General features: G+C 54.6%; 13 protein-coding genes. 7 read left to right on the top strand and 6 right to left on the bottom strand.

The features are described 5' to 3' along the window. The first annotated feature begins 116 nt into the window (after positions 1–116). Positions 117–1,049 (top strand): 50S ribosomal protein L3 N(5)-glutamine methyltransferase, encoded by a 933-nt coding sequence (gene prmB / locus AACY09_RS00065; protein ID WP_339485346.1) that lies wholly within the window; start codon positions 117–119, stop codon positions 1,047–1,049. A 37-nt stretch (positions 1,050–1,086) separates the two neighbouring features. Here the strand turns inward: prmB and AACY09_RS00060 are convergent, their stop codons facing one another. Next, a complete protein-coding gene (locus tag AACY09_RS00060; RefSeq protein ID WP_445323747.1) occupies positions 1,087–1,884 on the bottom strand; it encodes a hypothetical protein in 798 nt (265 codons plus the stop codon). A gap of 84 nt (positions 1,885–1,968) precedes the next feature. Then, the gene (locus AACY09_RS00055; protein WP_339485345.1) at positions 1,969–2,967 is read right to left on the bottom strand and encodes an alpha/beta hydrolase; all 999 of its coding nucleotides are present in this window, start codon (positions 2,965–2,967) and stop codon (positions 1,969–1,971) included. A 241-nt stretch (positions 2,968–3,208) separates the two neighbouring features. Between AACY09_RS00055 and aroC the strand changes: the two genes are divergently transcribed. From aroC to AACY09_RS00025, 6 genes are all read left to right on the top strand, one after another. Then, positions 3,209–4,300 carry a chorismate synthase gene (gene aroC, locus AACY09_RS00050; RefSeq protein ID WP_339485344.1) on the top strand — a complete coding sequence of 364 codons (1,092 nt, stop codon included), beginning with the start codon at positions 3,209–3,211 and terminating at the stop codon, positions 4,298–4,300. A gap of 92 nt (positions 4,301–4,392) precedes the next feature. Beyond that, the gene (locus tag AACY09_RS00045; RefSeq protein ID WP_339485343.1) at positions 4,393–5,544 is read left to right on the top strand and encodes an MFS transporter; all 1,152 of its coding nucleotides are present in this window, start codon (positions 4,393–4,395) and stop codon (positions 5,542–5,544) included. Then, positions 5,541–6,203: a methylthioribulose 1-phosphate dehydratase gene (locus AACY09_RS00040; RefSeq protein WP_339485342.1), complete on the top strand. Its 663-nt coding sequence runs from the start codon at positions 5,541–5,543 to the stop codon at positions 6,201–6,203. The genes AACY09_RS00045 and AACY09_RS00040 overlap by 4 nt, the downstream gene beginning before the upstream one ends. Before the next feature lie 54 nt (positions 6,204–6,257). Beyond that, positions 6,258–6,803, top strand: a complete 546-nt coding sequence (locus tag AACY09_RS00035; protein WP_339485341.1) for a 1,2-dihydroxy-3-keto-5-methylthiopentene dioxygenase — start codon at positions 6,258–6,260, stop codon at positions 6,801–6,803. Between the two features lie 96 nt (positions 6,804–6,899). Beyond that, positions 6,900–7,583 (top strand): acireductone synthase, encoded by a 684-nt coding sequence (gene mtnC, locus AACY09_RS00030; RefSeq protein ID WP_339485340.1) that lies wholly within the window; start codon positions 6,900–6,902, stop codon positions 7,581–7,583. A gap of 319 nt (positions 7,584–7,902) precedes the next feature. Beyond that, positions 7,903–8,052 (top strand): hypothetical protein, encoded by a 150-nt coding sequence (locus AACY09_RS00025; RefSeq protein ID WP_339485339.1) that lies wholly within the window; start codon positions 7,903–7,905, stop codon positions 8,050–8,052. Between the two features lie 67 nt (positions 8,053–8,119). On the opposite strand, the gene AACY09_RS00020 is transcribed toward AACY09_RS00025, so the two are convergent. From AACY09_RS00020 to AACY09_RS00005, 4 genes are read right to left on the bottom strand one after another with little or no spacing between them, the layout of a single operon-like run. Then, on the bottom strand, positions 8,120–10,216 hold the full coding sequence (locus AACY09_RS00020; protein ID WP_339485338.1) for an HlyD family efflux transporter periplasmic adaptor subunit: 2,097 nt from the start codon (positions 10,214–10,216) through the stop codon (positions 8,120–8,122). After that, positions 10,216–11,556 (bottom strand): efflux RND transporter periplasmic adaptor subunit, encoded by a 1,341-nt coding sequence (locus AACY09_RS00015; RefSeq protein ID WP_339487035.1) that lies wholly within the window; start codon positions 11,554–11,556, stop codon positions 10,216–10,218. Before AACY09_RS00015 ends, AACY09_RS00020 begins: the two co-directional genes overlap by 1 nt. Continuing rightward, entirely contained in the window at positions 11,549–12,322 is a 774-nt protein-coding gene (locus tag AACY09_RS00010) for an efflux RND transporter periplasmic adaptor subunit (RefSeq protein WP_445323746.1), read from the bottom strand. Before AACY09_RS00010 ends, AACY09_RS00015 begins: the two co-directional genes overlap by 8 nt. Further along, positions 12,303–13,835: a TolC family protein gene (locus tag AACY09_RS00005; RefSeq protein ID WP_339485337.1), complete on the bottom strand. Its 1,533-nt coding sequence runs from the start codon at positions 13,833–13,835 to the stop codon at positions 12,303–12,305. Before AACY09_RS00005 ends, AACY09_RS00010 begins: the two co-directional genes overlap by 20 nt. Positions 13,836–14,617: the final 782 nt, after the last annotated feature.

Below are 14,617 nucleotides of genomic sequence, written 5' to 3'. Positions count from 1 at the left end.
CGAGGCGCGGGGCGATTCTTATACTGAATTTCAGCCAAGGTTGCACTATTTGGTGCATTCGCAGTGCCTCGGTAAGTGCTGTTAAACTGTCCGATCATCTATAAAGGAGAACATCTGTGACTGACGTTGCTACCGCCCGATCCACTCGTTTGCGGACAATTCGTGACTACATTCGTTGGGCTGTAACGCGTTTCCAGACCGAGGAGCTGTTTTTTGGGCACGGTGCCGATAACGCTTGGGATGAAGCGCGTCAGCTGGTACTTGGGGCTTTGCAGTTGCCCTATGAAATCGCTGACAGTTACTTGGATTGCCGCCTTGAAGATGATGAACACACGCACCTGCAGGTGTTGCTGGCTCGGCGTATTGATGAGCGTGTACCGACTGCTTATTTACTCGGTGAGGCGTGGTTCTGTGGATTGCCGTTCCTGGTAGATGAGCGCGTTCTGGTTCCACGCTCACCCATCGCCGAGTTGATCAACAGCCGCTTCCGCCCATGGCTCACCGGTGAGCCAACTCGAATTCTTGATCTGTGCACCGGTTCTGGTTGCATCGGTATTGCCTGCGCTTATGAGTTTCTCGAGGCTGAAGTGATACTTGGCGACCTGTCGTTCGAGGCGCTGGAAGTGGCCAACCAGAATATTGAACGTCACGGAATCGAGGATCGGGTCTTTACGGTCCAAGGCGATGGTTTCACCGGATTGCCAGGCCAGCGCTTTGACCTGATTGTCTCCAACCCACCCTATGTTGATGCTGAAGATTTTGCTGATATGCCGGATGAGTATCAGCATGAGCCCGAGCTAGGGTTGGCCTGCGGTGAAGACGGCTTGGACCTGGTGCGGCGCATGTTGGCGGAGGCGGCAGATCACCTCAACGAGAAAGGGGTGCTGATTGTTGAGGTCGGAAACAGCCAGGTGCATGTTGAAGCGCTGTACCCGGAAGTTGATTTCACGTGGCTTGAGTTTCAGCAGGGCGGACATGGCGTGTTTCTGTTGCCAGCGACGCTGTGCCGCGAACATCAAGCGCTGTTCCGTTCACGCCTGAACCCCTGAGAATAAAGGCAATTCGGCCTGCCCGGTTAGGGGCAGGCTAGTGGGTCGCGATCCAAATCAACAGACCTGCCTGAAACACGCAAAAGGTGACAAGACAGGCGATGGTAAAGCGCAAACTGCCGTCTTCACGTTTGTATTGTGCGGCCCGTTCTTCTAATTTGCGCAGCCTGGCTTCTTGTTCATTGAGTGCTTGGTCGGCGCGCTGAAGCATGGCGGCGGCTTCAAGTGTTTCCACTATCTGCACTTTATCGCTATGCCAGTCGCTGTGCAGGATACTGACGCGCGCAGCGCTGTAGCTCGCTTTTAACTGCAGTGGATCTTGGTAGTCGATGGTGAACCCTTGAGTTTGCAAGAAGTGATCCCGTCGGGCGCGTGCGTCATCGGTGGGCGCATCTCTGACGTGCAAAGCGCCGCCTTCAACCAGATAGTGCGCGCAATGTTGCTGAGCCCATGCAACGCCTTGGGCGACCAGAAAGCGCCCCAAGCCACGGTTAACGGGTTCAAGATGCAAGCCTTTGTCCGGTCCGAAGCGCAGTTCACGCGCACGGTGATCAATCCATATCTCTAAGGTGTTGATCTGTTTGCGCACGGCTTGATCAGGCAAATGTATGGTCAGGCGCAGCATGCTCAGCTGTGGGCTGTGACGTTCGACTCGACCCAGTTGCACAAAACGTAGCGGTCGAGCACCTGTGTGCCGGTCAATAGGCAGTGCTGCGAGTCTTAGCAGGCGAAAGTGTTCCGCACCCAGCTCAGCCCACGGATGTACCTTTGCTTCGCTGGCTTGCGGCTCTGCTGGGGCCCCATCTGTCATGGGGTCAGGGTTTGCGGTGGTCATGAATGGCGATCCTGTGCGCTGAAGTGCTCTTAACGTTGCGCTTGCTCAGGAGTTATCGACCGTTTTGCAGAGTTCTGGAGCCGTTTAGGTACGATTGTTCTGAATAAATTGACTTATTTTGTCGGTCAGCATGCGCGACAACGGCAATTTGGGGTTGTTGTAGGACGCAAGCTGCGCTTTCAGGTCAAGGGGAACGATGCGCATCGCATGATTCATGCCCTCGATTAGCGCCAATTGTGCATTGGGATTGGCCTCTTTCAGCATCAGCGCATCTGCCACATCGACTTGAATATCGTGGTTTCCCTGAAGAATCAGTGCAGGCATCTGTAGTTGAGCAAAGGCCTTGGCAGGGTCCTGACGGAACAGGCTAATCAGGTAGGGTTGAACGCTCGGTCGGAACAACCCCTGCATGTCCGCAGGTACGTTGGCGATGGTGTGACCCGCTTTCAGCGCATCGAGAATGTGCATGCTCACCGCCAACTGCTGGGGCGCCAGTCGGCGTTCACTGAGTTGCTCACGCAACACCTGATCAATTGGACGCGCACTGCCGGCAATTGAAATCAGTGCATCGGCCTTGGCGTCAGGCGCGGCCAGCGTCGCAATTAATGCCCCTTCACTGTGGCCAATCAATATCAGCTGATTGAAGCGTTGGTCGGCCTTTAGTTGTTGGCTCCAGCCCACAGCATCCGCCACGTAACGCTCAACACTGAGGTTGCGCTCATCGGGTGTTGCTGGCTGACTTTTGGCAACGCCGCGTTTGTCGTAGCGCAGGCTGGCAATACCATGTTTGGCCAGCACATAGGCCAGCTTGCGCAATCCGTCATTGTTCCCGCCACCAGGGTTGTTGCCGTCACGATCAGTGGGGCCGGAGCCTGCAATAAGCAGGGCAACTGGAATGGGTTTGCTGCTTTGCGGGGCAACCAGGGTGCCAAATAATTCGCCCTGATCGGTTTGCAAGGTGACCGGGCGCTGGGAGATAGGTGTCGGTGCTGCGTGGGCAAGGCCCGCTAATAGTGGAAGCATCAAGAGAACGACTCGCAGCATGTTATGGGCACTGTTCATAAAGGGTTGAAACAAAGGCATCTGCCTAAGTCAGTTTTTGCCAAAGACGGCCGATGAAGGCGACTTGGCATCATCGAGCTATTCGACGTGTATTGTGCAATAAGGTTCGAGGGTGAAGTGTCGCACCTCCACAGGTATACTTGCGCGCTACATAAATGTCCTGCTCGCCATGATTGGCAGTGAGTGCTTGAGAGTATCTCCAGCGCTGAACTGATCTTACCCATGGTCTGGCTCAAGGTTAATATCGCGGAGCGTTTTGCACATGTCCGGCAATACCTACGGCAAGCTGTTCACCGTCACTAGCGCTGGTGAAAGTCACGGCCCAGCACTAGTCGCCATTGTTGATGGCTGCCCTTCAGGGCTTGAATTGTCGCTTGAAGACATGCAGCGCGACCTCGACCGGCGCAAGCCTGGCACCAGCCGTCACACCACTCAGCGTCAGGAAGACGATATCGTCGAAATCCTCTCGGGCGTGTTTGAGGGCAAAACCACAGGCTGTAGCATTGGCTTGTTGATTCGCAATACGGATCAGAAGTCCAAAGACTACTCCGCGATCAAAGATGTATTCCGCCCGGCCCATGCTGACTACACCTATCATCATAAGTATGGCCTGCGCGATTATCGTGGCGGTGGTCGTAGCTCTGCACGTGAAACGGCGATGCGCGTGGCAGCGGGTGCCATTGCCAAGAAGTTTCTGGCGACTCAGGGCATTGTGATTCGCGGTTACATGAGTCAGCTTGGACCCATCCAGATCCCATTCAAGACCTGGGAGAGTGTCGAGCAAAATGCATTCTTCTGCCCGGACCCGGACAAAGTGCCTGAGCTTGAAGCCTTCATGGACCAGCTACGCCGTGATCAAGACTCCGTAGGCGCAAAAATCACGGTTGTCGCGCAGGGCGTTATGCCGGGCTTGGGCGAGCCGATTTTTGACCGCCTGGACGCTGAACTCGCCCATGCACTGATGAGCATCAACGCGGTTAAAGGCGTTGAAATCGGCGCTGGATTTGACTGCGTGGCACAGCGCGGTACCGAGCACAGGGACGAACTGACGCCTGAGGGCTTTCTCAGTAACAATGCTGGCGGTATTCTCGGCGGCATTTCTTCTGGCCAGCCCATTGTTGCCCACTTGGCGCTCAAACCGACGTCAAGCATTACAACCCCCGGGCGCTCGATTGATATCAATGGCAATGCCGTGGATATGATCACCAAGGGGCGTCATGACCCTTGTGTCGGGATTCGGGCAACACCGATCGCTGAAGCAATGATGGCCTTGGTCCTCATGGATCACCTGCTGCGTCACCGTGGTCAAAACGCAGATGTGCAGGTCGCAACCCCAATTTTGCCGCAGCTGTGAGCTGCTTTGTCGGTGAGGCTGAGTTGAGGAGGTCAGGAACTCAGCGCTCAACTCAGCCAAGCGGGCCAGTATGCGTTTTGGTTAAGCGTTAGATGACGGCTGCATTGCCGTATTGGCGATTGTCCGGCTTTTACTTCTTCTATTTCTCGCTACTCGGCGGTACGGCGCCGTTTTTGGCCTTGTACTTTGACCACCTTGGCTTTGCCCCCGCGCGAATAGGTGAGCTGATCGCAATTCCTATGTTGATGCGCTGTATTGCGCCCAATATATGGGGCTGGCTGGGCGACCACTCGGGGCGACGTCTGGCGATTGTTCGCTTTGGAGCAGTGGCGACACTGTTTTGCTTTAGCGGCATTTTGCTCGACAAAAGCTATGTGTGGTTGGCTTTGATAATGGCCTTGCATGCATTTTTCTGGCATGCCGTATTGCCGCAATTCGAGGTCATCACCCTAGCGCACTTACGCGAGCAAACGGCACGCTACAGTCAGATCCGCTTGTGGGGCAGCATCGGCTTTATCGTTGCGGTGGTCGGCCTTGGTCAGCTGTTTGAGTGGGTCAGTCTCGATGCATACCCCTGGGCATTGATCCTGATCATGAGCGGCATCGTCATGAGCAGTTTCTGGGTGCCCAATGCGCAGCCGCAAAACCGTCCGCACAGCCTTGCCGAGGGGGGCTTTGTCGCGCAGTTGCGTCGCCCCGGAATTATTGCGTTTTATCTCTGTGTTTGTCTGATGCAGTTAAGTAACGGCCCGTATTACACATTTCTCAGTCTGCACTTGGAGAATCAGGGTTATACCCGCGCAACGATCGGTGTGCTCTGGGCACTTGGGGTACTGGCTGAAATCATCCTGTTTATGTTTATGACTAAACTGCTGGTGCGCTTTTCTCTGCGTAAAGTATTGCTGGCCAGTTTTCTGATCACCGCTGTACGCTGGTTGCTATTAGGTAATTTTGCCGACCACTTGTGGTTGCTGCTGATCGCTCAGTTGATGCACGCGGCGACGTTTGGCAGTTTTCATGCGGCGGCTATACATTTTGTGCAGCGCAGTTTTGCCGATCGCCAGCAAGGTCAAGGCCAGTCACTTTATGCGGCGACCGCCGGGGTGGGTGGCGCGATCGGCGCACTTTACGCCGGCTACAGCTGGAATACCTTAGGTGCGGCGTGGACCTTTTCCCTCGCCAGCTTGGCAGTACTTGCTGGCGCCATCATTATTGCCACTCGTTTGCAGGAGGACAGGCCGTGACCCCTGATCAGCAATTAGACACCACGCAACCCGAGCACCATTACCTCAACCGTGAGCATCTGACCCAGCAAATTATCGATGCCGGACGCTTCCTCTACGGCAAGGGCTGGTCACCTGCGACGAGCAGTAATTATTCGGCGCGTCTGTCCGAAGAAACGGCGTTGCTGACGGTGTCTGGCCGGCACAAAGGCGAGCTGGGTTTTAATGACGTGCTGGCGACAGATCTTGAAGGGAACAGCCTTGAAGAAGGTAAGAAGCCCTCTGCCGAAACGCTGCTGCATACCCAGCTGTATAAATGGCGTACGGAAATTGGCGCAGTCCTGCACACCCATTCAGTGGGTGCCACAGTACTGACCCGTCTGGCCGAGGGCGACACACTGCAGTTTGAAGACTACGAACTGCAGAAAGCCTTCACTGGTGTCGCAACGCACGAGTCAGTGGTGACTGTACCCATTTTTGATAATGATCAGGATATGGAGCGCTTGGCCAGCAAGGTTCAGCCTTGGCTTGACGCGCATCCGGACTGTGCCGGCTACCTGATTCGTGGCCATGGTTTGTATACCTGGGGCGCGCAAATGAGTGATGCACTGCGTCAGGTTGAAGCATTCGAGTTTTTGTTTGAGTGCGAATTACGGATTCGCGCATTGCAAAAAAATTAGTCCACCACAGGGCCGCCGCAGGTATGCCCCGAAGACGTATTAGGAACACAGACTATGAGTATGCTCAGTGTTTATCACGAGTCGACCCCTGAATTGCCAAACAAAGTTTTGACCCATCTTGAGGACATTGCCAGCACGCTCGCCAGCGTCGGCGTGCGTTTTGAACGGTGGCAGGCAAGCGCGCCGATTGCGGCCGGGGCAAGTTCCGAGGATGTGTTAGCCGCCTACCGTAGCCAGATCGATCAACTGATGAGCGAGCGCGGTTACGTCACGGTCGATGTCATAAGCCTGAGCGCCGATCATCCACAAAAGGCTGAGTTGCGTGCCAAGTTTCTCGATGAGCACCGTCACGGCGAAGACGAGGTTCGATTTTTTGTGGCTGGGCGTGGTTTGTTTACCTTGCACATCGACGATTGCGTTTACGCCGTGCTCTGTGAAAAGAACGACCTGATTTCAGTGCCCGCCGGCACTCGCCACTGGTTTGATATGGGGGAGAACCCGCACTTTGTGGCGATCCGCCTGTTCAATAACCCTGAGGGCTGGGTGGCGCAATTTACCGGTGACAAAATCGCCGGTAACTTCCCGGGATTGGACGACTAAAACACTGGCAGCGCTGTATACATGCGCTGAAAAAGCATGGGTTATTTCAGCCAACGGCCACCTTCAGCGTTGGCCGTTGGTGTACTTGGAGACAGCATGGCGATCAAAGCAATTCTCACCGATATCGAAGGCACTACCAGCGCCGTTAGTTTTGTCTTCGACGTGTTGTTCCCGTTCGCCGCTGAGCATTTGCCAGGCTATGTATCGCAGCATGCGGCAGAACCTGCCGTTGCTGAGCAACTCCAGGCTGTGCGGGTTGAGGCGGGAGAGGGGGATGCCGATACCCTTCGCGTGATTGAGATTCTGCTTGAGTGGATCGTTGCCGATCGCAAGGCCACACCTTTAAAAGCCTTGCAAGGCATGGTCTGGGCGCAAGGTTACGCCAGTGGTCAGCTTAAGGGCCATGTGTACCCAGACGCGGTTGAAGCATTGCGCCGTTGGCATGAGGCGGGCTATGCCTTGTATGTCTATTCGTCGGGCTCGATTCAAGCTCAGAAGCTGATTTTTGGCTGCTCTGAGGCCGGGGATTTGTGCCCATTGTTCAGCGGCTACTTTGATACCACATCCGGCCTCAAGCGTGAGGTGAACTCCTACCAGAACATCACCCGGGCGATTGGGCTGCCCGCAGATGAAATCGTGTTTCTCTCTGATATCGTCGAAGAGCTCGACGCCGCCCAGCAAGCCGGTATGCAGACAATCGGTGTGGCGCGCGAGGGTGGTGAGTTGCGCGGTCATGACACCGTTGCCAGTTTTGCCGTGATTGATCTCACGCGCTTTTAATGCCCGGTCGAGTCTAGTTGGCGGGCAGCGCGTCTACTAGGGTTTAACCTAGTCCCCAGTAGTGTCGAATTGTCGGTGCGGGCACTTATTAGGTGGTGATCGCTCATGCCCGTAATCAATCGTCTATGCTTATAAGGAGTGGTGGAGTTCTGTGCTGCGCGGGAACAGCAGATGATAGGCAAGTGAGCAGAATCCACTGTGGTGCAGAACGTCTGGTTTATGGCGCAACCTGCAAAAAAACAGCCTTGAATTAACGACGCAAGTAATAACAACAATAATTGCGAGCAGCTGAGCTGCCGTTGCTTGAGAGGACGCGATTATGCCTCGTTACCTGCTGATTCTGCTTATTCCGTTACTGATATTCGGTATTAGCTATTTGTCCAATAAACCGTCGAGCACCCCGTTGGCGAGCCACACGGCTGTGCAAACCATGCCCTTGGCTGGAATTGGCGATATCTTCACTCGCTAAACCTTGAGCTGCTATCAGATGCGTCAGTTCAAGGTGCGATTTTGCGCAGTGGCTTTTTTCAGTGGCCTTAAAATCCGCTTTCGCGCAGTAATACGGCAAACAGATGGGTGACACCCTCCACCAGTAGGCTGCGCTTGGCGCCCTCTACCTGAATATCACCTAAGGTTTCATGCATACCGATTGGCGCTTTGTCCAACTGTATAAGCACATGAAACAGTGACTCAGTAGGCGCTAGGTCATTGCTGTCCTGCTTGGTGGTCAGTGGCCCACCAAAACGCGAGGCCAGCATTGGATTCGCCAATTGATTGCTGCGGGTGCTACCAATCGCGATGACCTTGCCCAGTACTGGGGTTGGCTGGCCTTTGGCATAGAAGCGCACCGGGTCACCAATTCTCAGGCGATGCACATCATTCTGTTGTACATAACCATCTGCCTGCCAGCGATCGGTCGCGATTAGCACCCCGATGGGTTCTTTATTGCTGATCCACTGGCCAGCCTTCCAATCCGGGTTGATATCAAGCCACTCGCCATCGAAAGGCGCCTTCAATATCAGGCGGTCGATCTCCGATTGTGCTGAGCGCGCTTGCTCGAACTCTACCCAGAGCCGTTGACGGGTTGCGGTTTGCAGGCGTAAACCTGAGTTGTCAGCTTGCAGCCCAGTGAGCTGCGATTCAATGTTGCGCATGCTGGTTTCACTTTGGCGCAGCTTTGAGGCGATATCTGGCTGATCCAGCACGGCCAGTTTCTCGCCGGCACTGACCTTACCTTCCGGATGGATTCGCTGGATATGAGCCGGATAGGGCGAAAAAACCTGTACCTGCTGCTCCGCCCGGGCGACACCGTGAATATGAATTTGCGAGCGCCAAGGCAAGGCCAGTAGCAGGACAATCGCTGCAAGGATTGAAACGAACAGATAGCGGCGCCCTTTACGGACTTCGCTGCGGTTTTGCCACCAGTGTTTTAACTCTCGCCAGATCGGCATAAAAATGAACCATGAAAGTTCGACGATAAAAAGGAAGATGCCCAGCAGCTTGAAAAACAGCAAATAGACAGCCACTGCAATGCCCAGGAACAGGGCTAGACGGTACAGCCAGGTCACGAACGCGAAAGCAATTAGCCCGCGACGTTTACCCCTGCTGAACGGTTCGGGCCAAGGCTCATCCAGACCCAATATATAACGCCGCAAGAAGATCCTCGCCTGCGCTGACGAGCGCTCATGCAGGTTGGGAAAATCGAGTATGTCGGAGAGGATAAAGTAGCCATCAAAGCGCATAAACGGACTGGCATTCAACGCCAGTGACAAAATCCAGCCGGTGGTCGCCAGATAGAGCAAGCCATTGCGCAGCGGCCCAGGATCACACAGTGCCCAGCCCAGGGTCGCGAGTCCTGCCAGTGACAATTCGGTGATAATCCCCGCACTGGCAATGGCCAGGCGTTGCCGAGACTTGCCCAGCCGCCAACTTTCCCCTGTGTCGGTATACAGCATTGGCCATAACACCACGAAGGCGACGCCCATATGCGCCACGCGTAAACCCAGTCGCGTTGCTACCAGAGCATGCCCCATTTCGTGGAGGCTTTTACCGACTATCAAGGCCATCGCGAAACCGAGCAAGCCCTCCATCGAGAACGACTCGACCACATCGTGGGTGAAGGTATCCCACTGGTGCATGACTAAAACAATGCCGGTCAGGCTCAGCAGTAGAATTACCAGCGCGGTTTTGCGATTAAACAACCAACCGAGCGCCTGGTTCAGCGTGCCCAAAAACCGTTGTGGGCGCAGGAGCGGAATGCGAAAGAACAGGTAGTGGTGCAGCCACCATTTCCAGCTTAAACCGGCGTTACCCTCACTGCGTTTGCTGAGCCGGTCAGTGGCCTGCATGTTCGGCCGCAGCAACTGGTTGTGTTCCAGAAACTGGCTGAACTCCAATACCTGATCGGCATCGGGCTGCAGTGCGGTTTCTTCGGTGATTTGCGCACTGATCTGCTTGGGTGTCTGCCCCCAGCGCAACAGGCACTCGAACTCCAACCAACCAATCTGGTAATAACGATTGATCACTGTATCTTCAATCACCCAACTGGGTTCGCCGCTGGCAGTGATTGCTGCTTCGCTCAGGCGCAGGTCTTCACGCAATGGGGCCAGAGGCAGTTCGCTTGGGTCCTCCATTACCAGCCAGTCCAGGCCCGTACTGAAGACAGGGGACGGCGCAACAAGTAGTAGCCGAGCATGACCCGCTCACCATACAGCTTGGCCGTACCGTGCAGACCAAGACGCGCATGTTTCGATTCGCCATCAACACTGGCCAGCAATCGATAAGCCACCACACCTTCGTCCGTCGGCTTGGCTTTATAACTGGTTTCCAGAACCTTGCCCTGCAATGGACTCAGCGGATACGCCGTCAGGTACAAGGTGACAGGCGCGCCGGGTTCTAGCGCAATGGCATCAGCAACGGGCAGTTGGATACGCATTGCCGGGGTTTTCGGGTTCGCCACTTGCAGGATTCGTTCGCCAGTCACTACGGGTTTGCCAAGCCAGTCGTTGGGATCGCTGAATACTGCGACGCCGGCTGTTGGTGAGCTGACTTGGGTGCGTTGCAGTTGCGCACGAACAGCATCAAGCTCTGCCCGGCGCTGCTGTGCGCGACCATTGAGCAGGGTCAATTCGCTTTTGCTTTGTATGTTGTCGAATGCCCGTTGGCTGGCAGCTAACAATTCGGCATCCGCTACTGCGACCTCTTTTGTCAGAACCTCGGCGCGATTTCGCAAGGTGGTTTCATCCAGGGTAAAGAGCAGGGTGCCAGCCTCAACCGATTGATTCGGCCGCACGAGCATTTGCGCTATAACCCCGTCGATCGGTGAACTCACCACCTGGGCCTGTGAAGAGACAATTTCGGCGGGCGCGAGTACAGTTTGCCTGACCGGGATTAACAGCAAGGCGCCAAGCACCAATCCGCAGATCAACAACTGGCGCTTGCTCGGACGCCAGCCCAGTAACCTGTGTTGTACGGTCAATGCCGCCCAGCAATAGGCCCATGTTTTCCATAAGCTTTCGAGCAGCGGTAGGAGTGGCTCTGGAGGGGGCTCATCAAGCAGGAAAAAAACGAGACCCAAGCGTTGCCCGTTCGACCCCATTAGCGGCACACAAAATATGCCATTTGGCCACCACTCGGCCCAGCCCTGCGCAATGTCTTCAGGCGGTTTGAGTGAGTCACGTGCTAGCCACTGCGCGTTGTTGTCCGGCAGTTGCTCGCTCAACCATCGGCTGGCGCGGGCCAACCAGATCAAGTAGGGCGAGTCTTCAGTGGGTTTAGCCAAGCCGGAAACGCAGAGTAGCTCAAGCGTGTCGCTCCGCTGAGCCATTACCAACGCCTGCCGGTATTTCAGCAGCGGGTAAAGGTCATTGGCCATAGAGAACGTCAGCGCATTCAATGTTTCAGCTTGCAGCGCGCGATCTCGCAGGGCATTAAGGCTTAGCAATAATTGAGGGTGGAGTAGTCGATCACTCATCTGCGGCTGGGAAACGGGCAATTCCACTCATTCCTGCAATCAAATCTGGGTGCTCAGCATCAAGCCGGGCCTCGAGCTCAACCGTCTGCGCAACGGCGTCTACACGCGCATTGATCGCAGTGACATGGGCAGAGTAAGTTTTACCTGTTTCGTAAATGCTAACGTCCAACGGCATGCCATCGCGCAGGGTAGGCAAGCGCGTGGAGGGTACATTCAGCCGAACCTTCAGCGCACCGTCGCTGACCAAATCCAGCAGCGGTGTCCCGGCGGTGACTGTTTGATAACCTTTGACGTGAACCTTGGCGACGCGCCCATTGAAGGGTGCCTTTACGATGCAATAACCACTTTGGGTTTGTGCCATAAGGCGTGCGCCATCGGCTTTTTGAACCTCAGTCGAAGCAATGGCGACTTCTAAATCGCCCACCGCATCAAGTTTGCGCAAGCTTTGTTTGGCGGAGAGGTTTTGTTTGGCCATGGTCAATTCAGCCGCAGCGACTTTCGCTCGCGCCTGTGCTTCCTGGCAATTGAGTTGCGCCAGTACCTCATCTTTTTTGACCTGCTTGCCGAGCGAGACCTTAAGTTCGCCGAGCGTGCCATTCATTTGGCTGGACAGCGTGGTTTCAAGATCCGCTGCGAGCAATACACGTATGGCCGATGGGTCAGTTAATCCTTGTGCGGTAACAGGTGTTTCAGCGGCGACCGACGTTGCCATAATTCCTGCCAGCAGCGCTGAGATCATGACGGGTTTATGACTGCGTTGATGCATTGGTGCTTCCTTGTGTCAACGGAACTAGTTTTTGTTGTTCCTGTTGATCCATTTTCTTCTTGATTTCCTCTGCGAGGGTCTTCACGTCGTAGCTTTTGACCACATCCGGCATGATGTCCAAGCCGACTGAGTTGTAGAGGCGACCCCAAGCGGCCTGCGTATTTGAGTAAGCGGCTTCACGTTGGTAGCGTGAGAGCAGATAACGGCCTTCCGCGCGGATCACTTCAAGCTCCGAGCCGACAGCGGTGCTTTTTGCGGCTTGGGCGTAGCTGAGCAAGCTCTGGTCAACGCGCAGGCTTTCATTGGCAAACTCAAGTTGCTCATGGGAGAGCTGATAGCGAAGGGCGCCGACACGCACCTGGGTCAGGATAGCCATGGACAAGGCAAGGCGACGGGTGTCATCGGTTTTGGTCTGTGACTCTTCTGCATTATTAAGAGCAGGTAGTTGCAGCATACGAATCAAGTTGACCGACACCTGTAAGCCAGTCTCAGACCAGCTGTTGTTATACAGGTACTTGTTGGAGTCGTACTGATAGCTCCAATTAACACTGACGTTGGGCCATAGTTGCGCCTTGGCGATCTTCAGGTCATTGGCGTTGACCCGCTTGCGGTACCACTCCTCCATGATTTCCGGGCGGTTTTCCAAGGCTTCCTGCTCAAGATTGGCAATGTCGGCTTTGAGCTCGGGCATGTTCGGTTCTGGCTCGTCCGCGAGAACCATTTTTGAGCCTGGCGGTAGCGACATCAGCGCCGAAAGTTCGGAGCGGGCGAATTCCAAGTCCTGACGGCGCACGCTCAGCAAGTCGATAGAGTCGATAAGTGCGCGTTGGTAGGCGAGTGCGTCCTGGCGTGGCAGCAAGCCACGGTCTTCAGCAGAGCGAGCCGATGTAAGCGCATTATTGGTCCGCGCCAAGAGGCCATCGACCTCAGGCATCAAGCGCTGAGCGGCGAGGGCGCGCCAATAAGCATTACGTACATCTTGAAGGACGTTCTGCGCCACCTTACGCCGGCGCTCTTCGGCCATCATTATTTGGTCGGTCTTCTGTTGGGTGCGGTAGTAGGCAACACCAAAGTCCAGCAGGCTCCAGCTCAGTCCAAGGCTATCGATATCGCGATATCGTTCTTCAGAGGTCGATGCGCGCAAACTCTGTTGGCGGTCTTCAATACCGATAGAGGTGCCGCCTGAGTCATTATTGCGTCCTGCATAACCGGCCGATGCGACTAGTCGCGGCAACATCTCATGGCTGGATACGTCGCGCAGATCAGCTGCTAATGCGCTTTCCATTAGTTTGAGTCGATAGTCGAGGTTGTATTTCAACGCACGCGCAACTGCTTCATAAAAACTAATAGGGTGAGTCACGGGTTCCTGGTCGGCGTACATCCGCGCCTGATCTTCTAGAATCCGCTGTTGTTGTTCCTCGACTGTATAGGGCCGAGGTTCCATGGCATTACACGCAGTTAGCAGCGTGGCTGCGATGGCAAGGCTGAGTGTTTTGGCTGGACGATTAAGCATTGCAATCCTTGCTCGGTCAGAGGAATTAGAAGTAAGTAAAGCAGTGATTGGCGATAACGTAGCTCTATAATCGCAATCTAACGTTGGACTCGTACTGTGCCAGAGCAGCGACTCCTCTTAAGCTGCTGCGTAGGCACTGTGCGCTTTTGACTCTGCGCTACAAACCTTAGGGTTGTTGTTATGTCATTCAGCTTTGTGTAGCTGTTTTATGCCCTCAATACGCACCTATATATAGAAGCGTTGCTGGACTTGTCCCTGCCGACCAGCATTTCGCTAGGCGGTCTTGATGCAGTGCCCATGCTAAAGGCGTCCGCTATTGATACTAGTAGAAAGTTAGGGGGTTGTTCAATATAGGTTTTCACAGGGATTTTGATCTTTCTCAGTTTTTTTCGATTTAAACCCTTGACGGCAAATCTGAGGTGCCTATAATGCGCACCTCTTCCGGCGTAGACCTCTCGGAAAACCTCTTGCAAAACAAGAAGTTAGCTTAAAAAGAGGGGTTGCAAAGCAACGAAAGTTGTGTAGAATGCTCCGGGCTCTGAAGGGTGTTTTAAAGCCTTTTAGAGTGATCGCCACGGTGATTGAAAGCGGTAGAAAAAGAGGTGTTGACAGCGAGTTTGAACGCTGTAGAATGCGCCTCCCGCTAACGAGAAGCTGGTTTGATCGGATAGCGCAAGTGGTTGAGTAGAAACGGTTTTCTTCGGAAAAGAACTTCGAAAAATAGCTTGACAGTAAATGAGGCTGCTGTAGAATGCGCGCCTCGGTTGAGACGAAAGACTTAA

Source organism: Pseudomonas sp. EL_65y_Pfl2_R95 (assembly GCF_963971045.1).
GTDB lineage: Bacteria > Pseudomonadota > Gammaproteobacteria > Pseudomonadales > Pseudomonadaceae > Aquipseudomonas.
The sequence above is the reverse complement of the archived record's forward strand: the minus strand, read 5'-3'. Positions and strand labels throughout refer to the sequence as shown.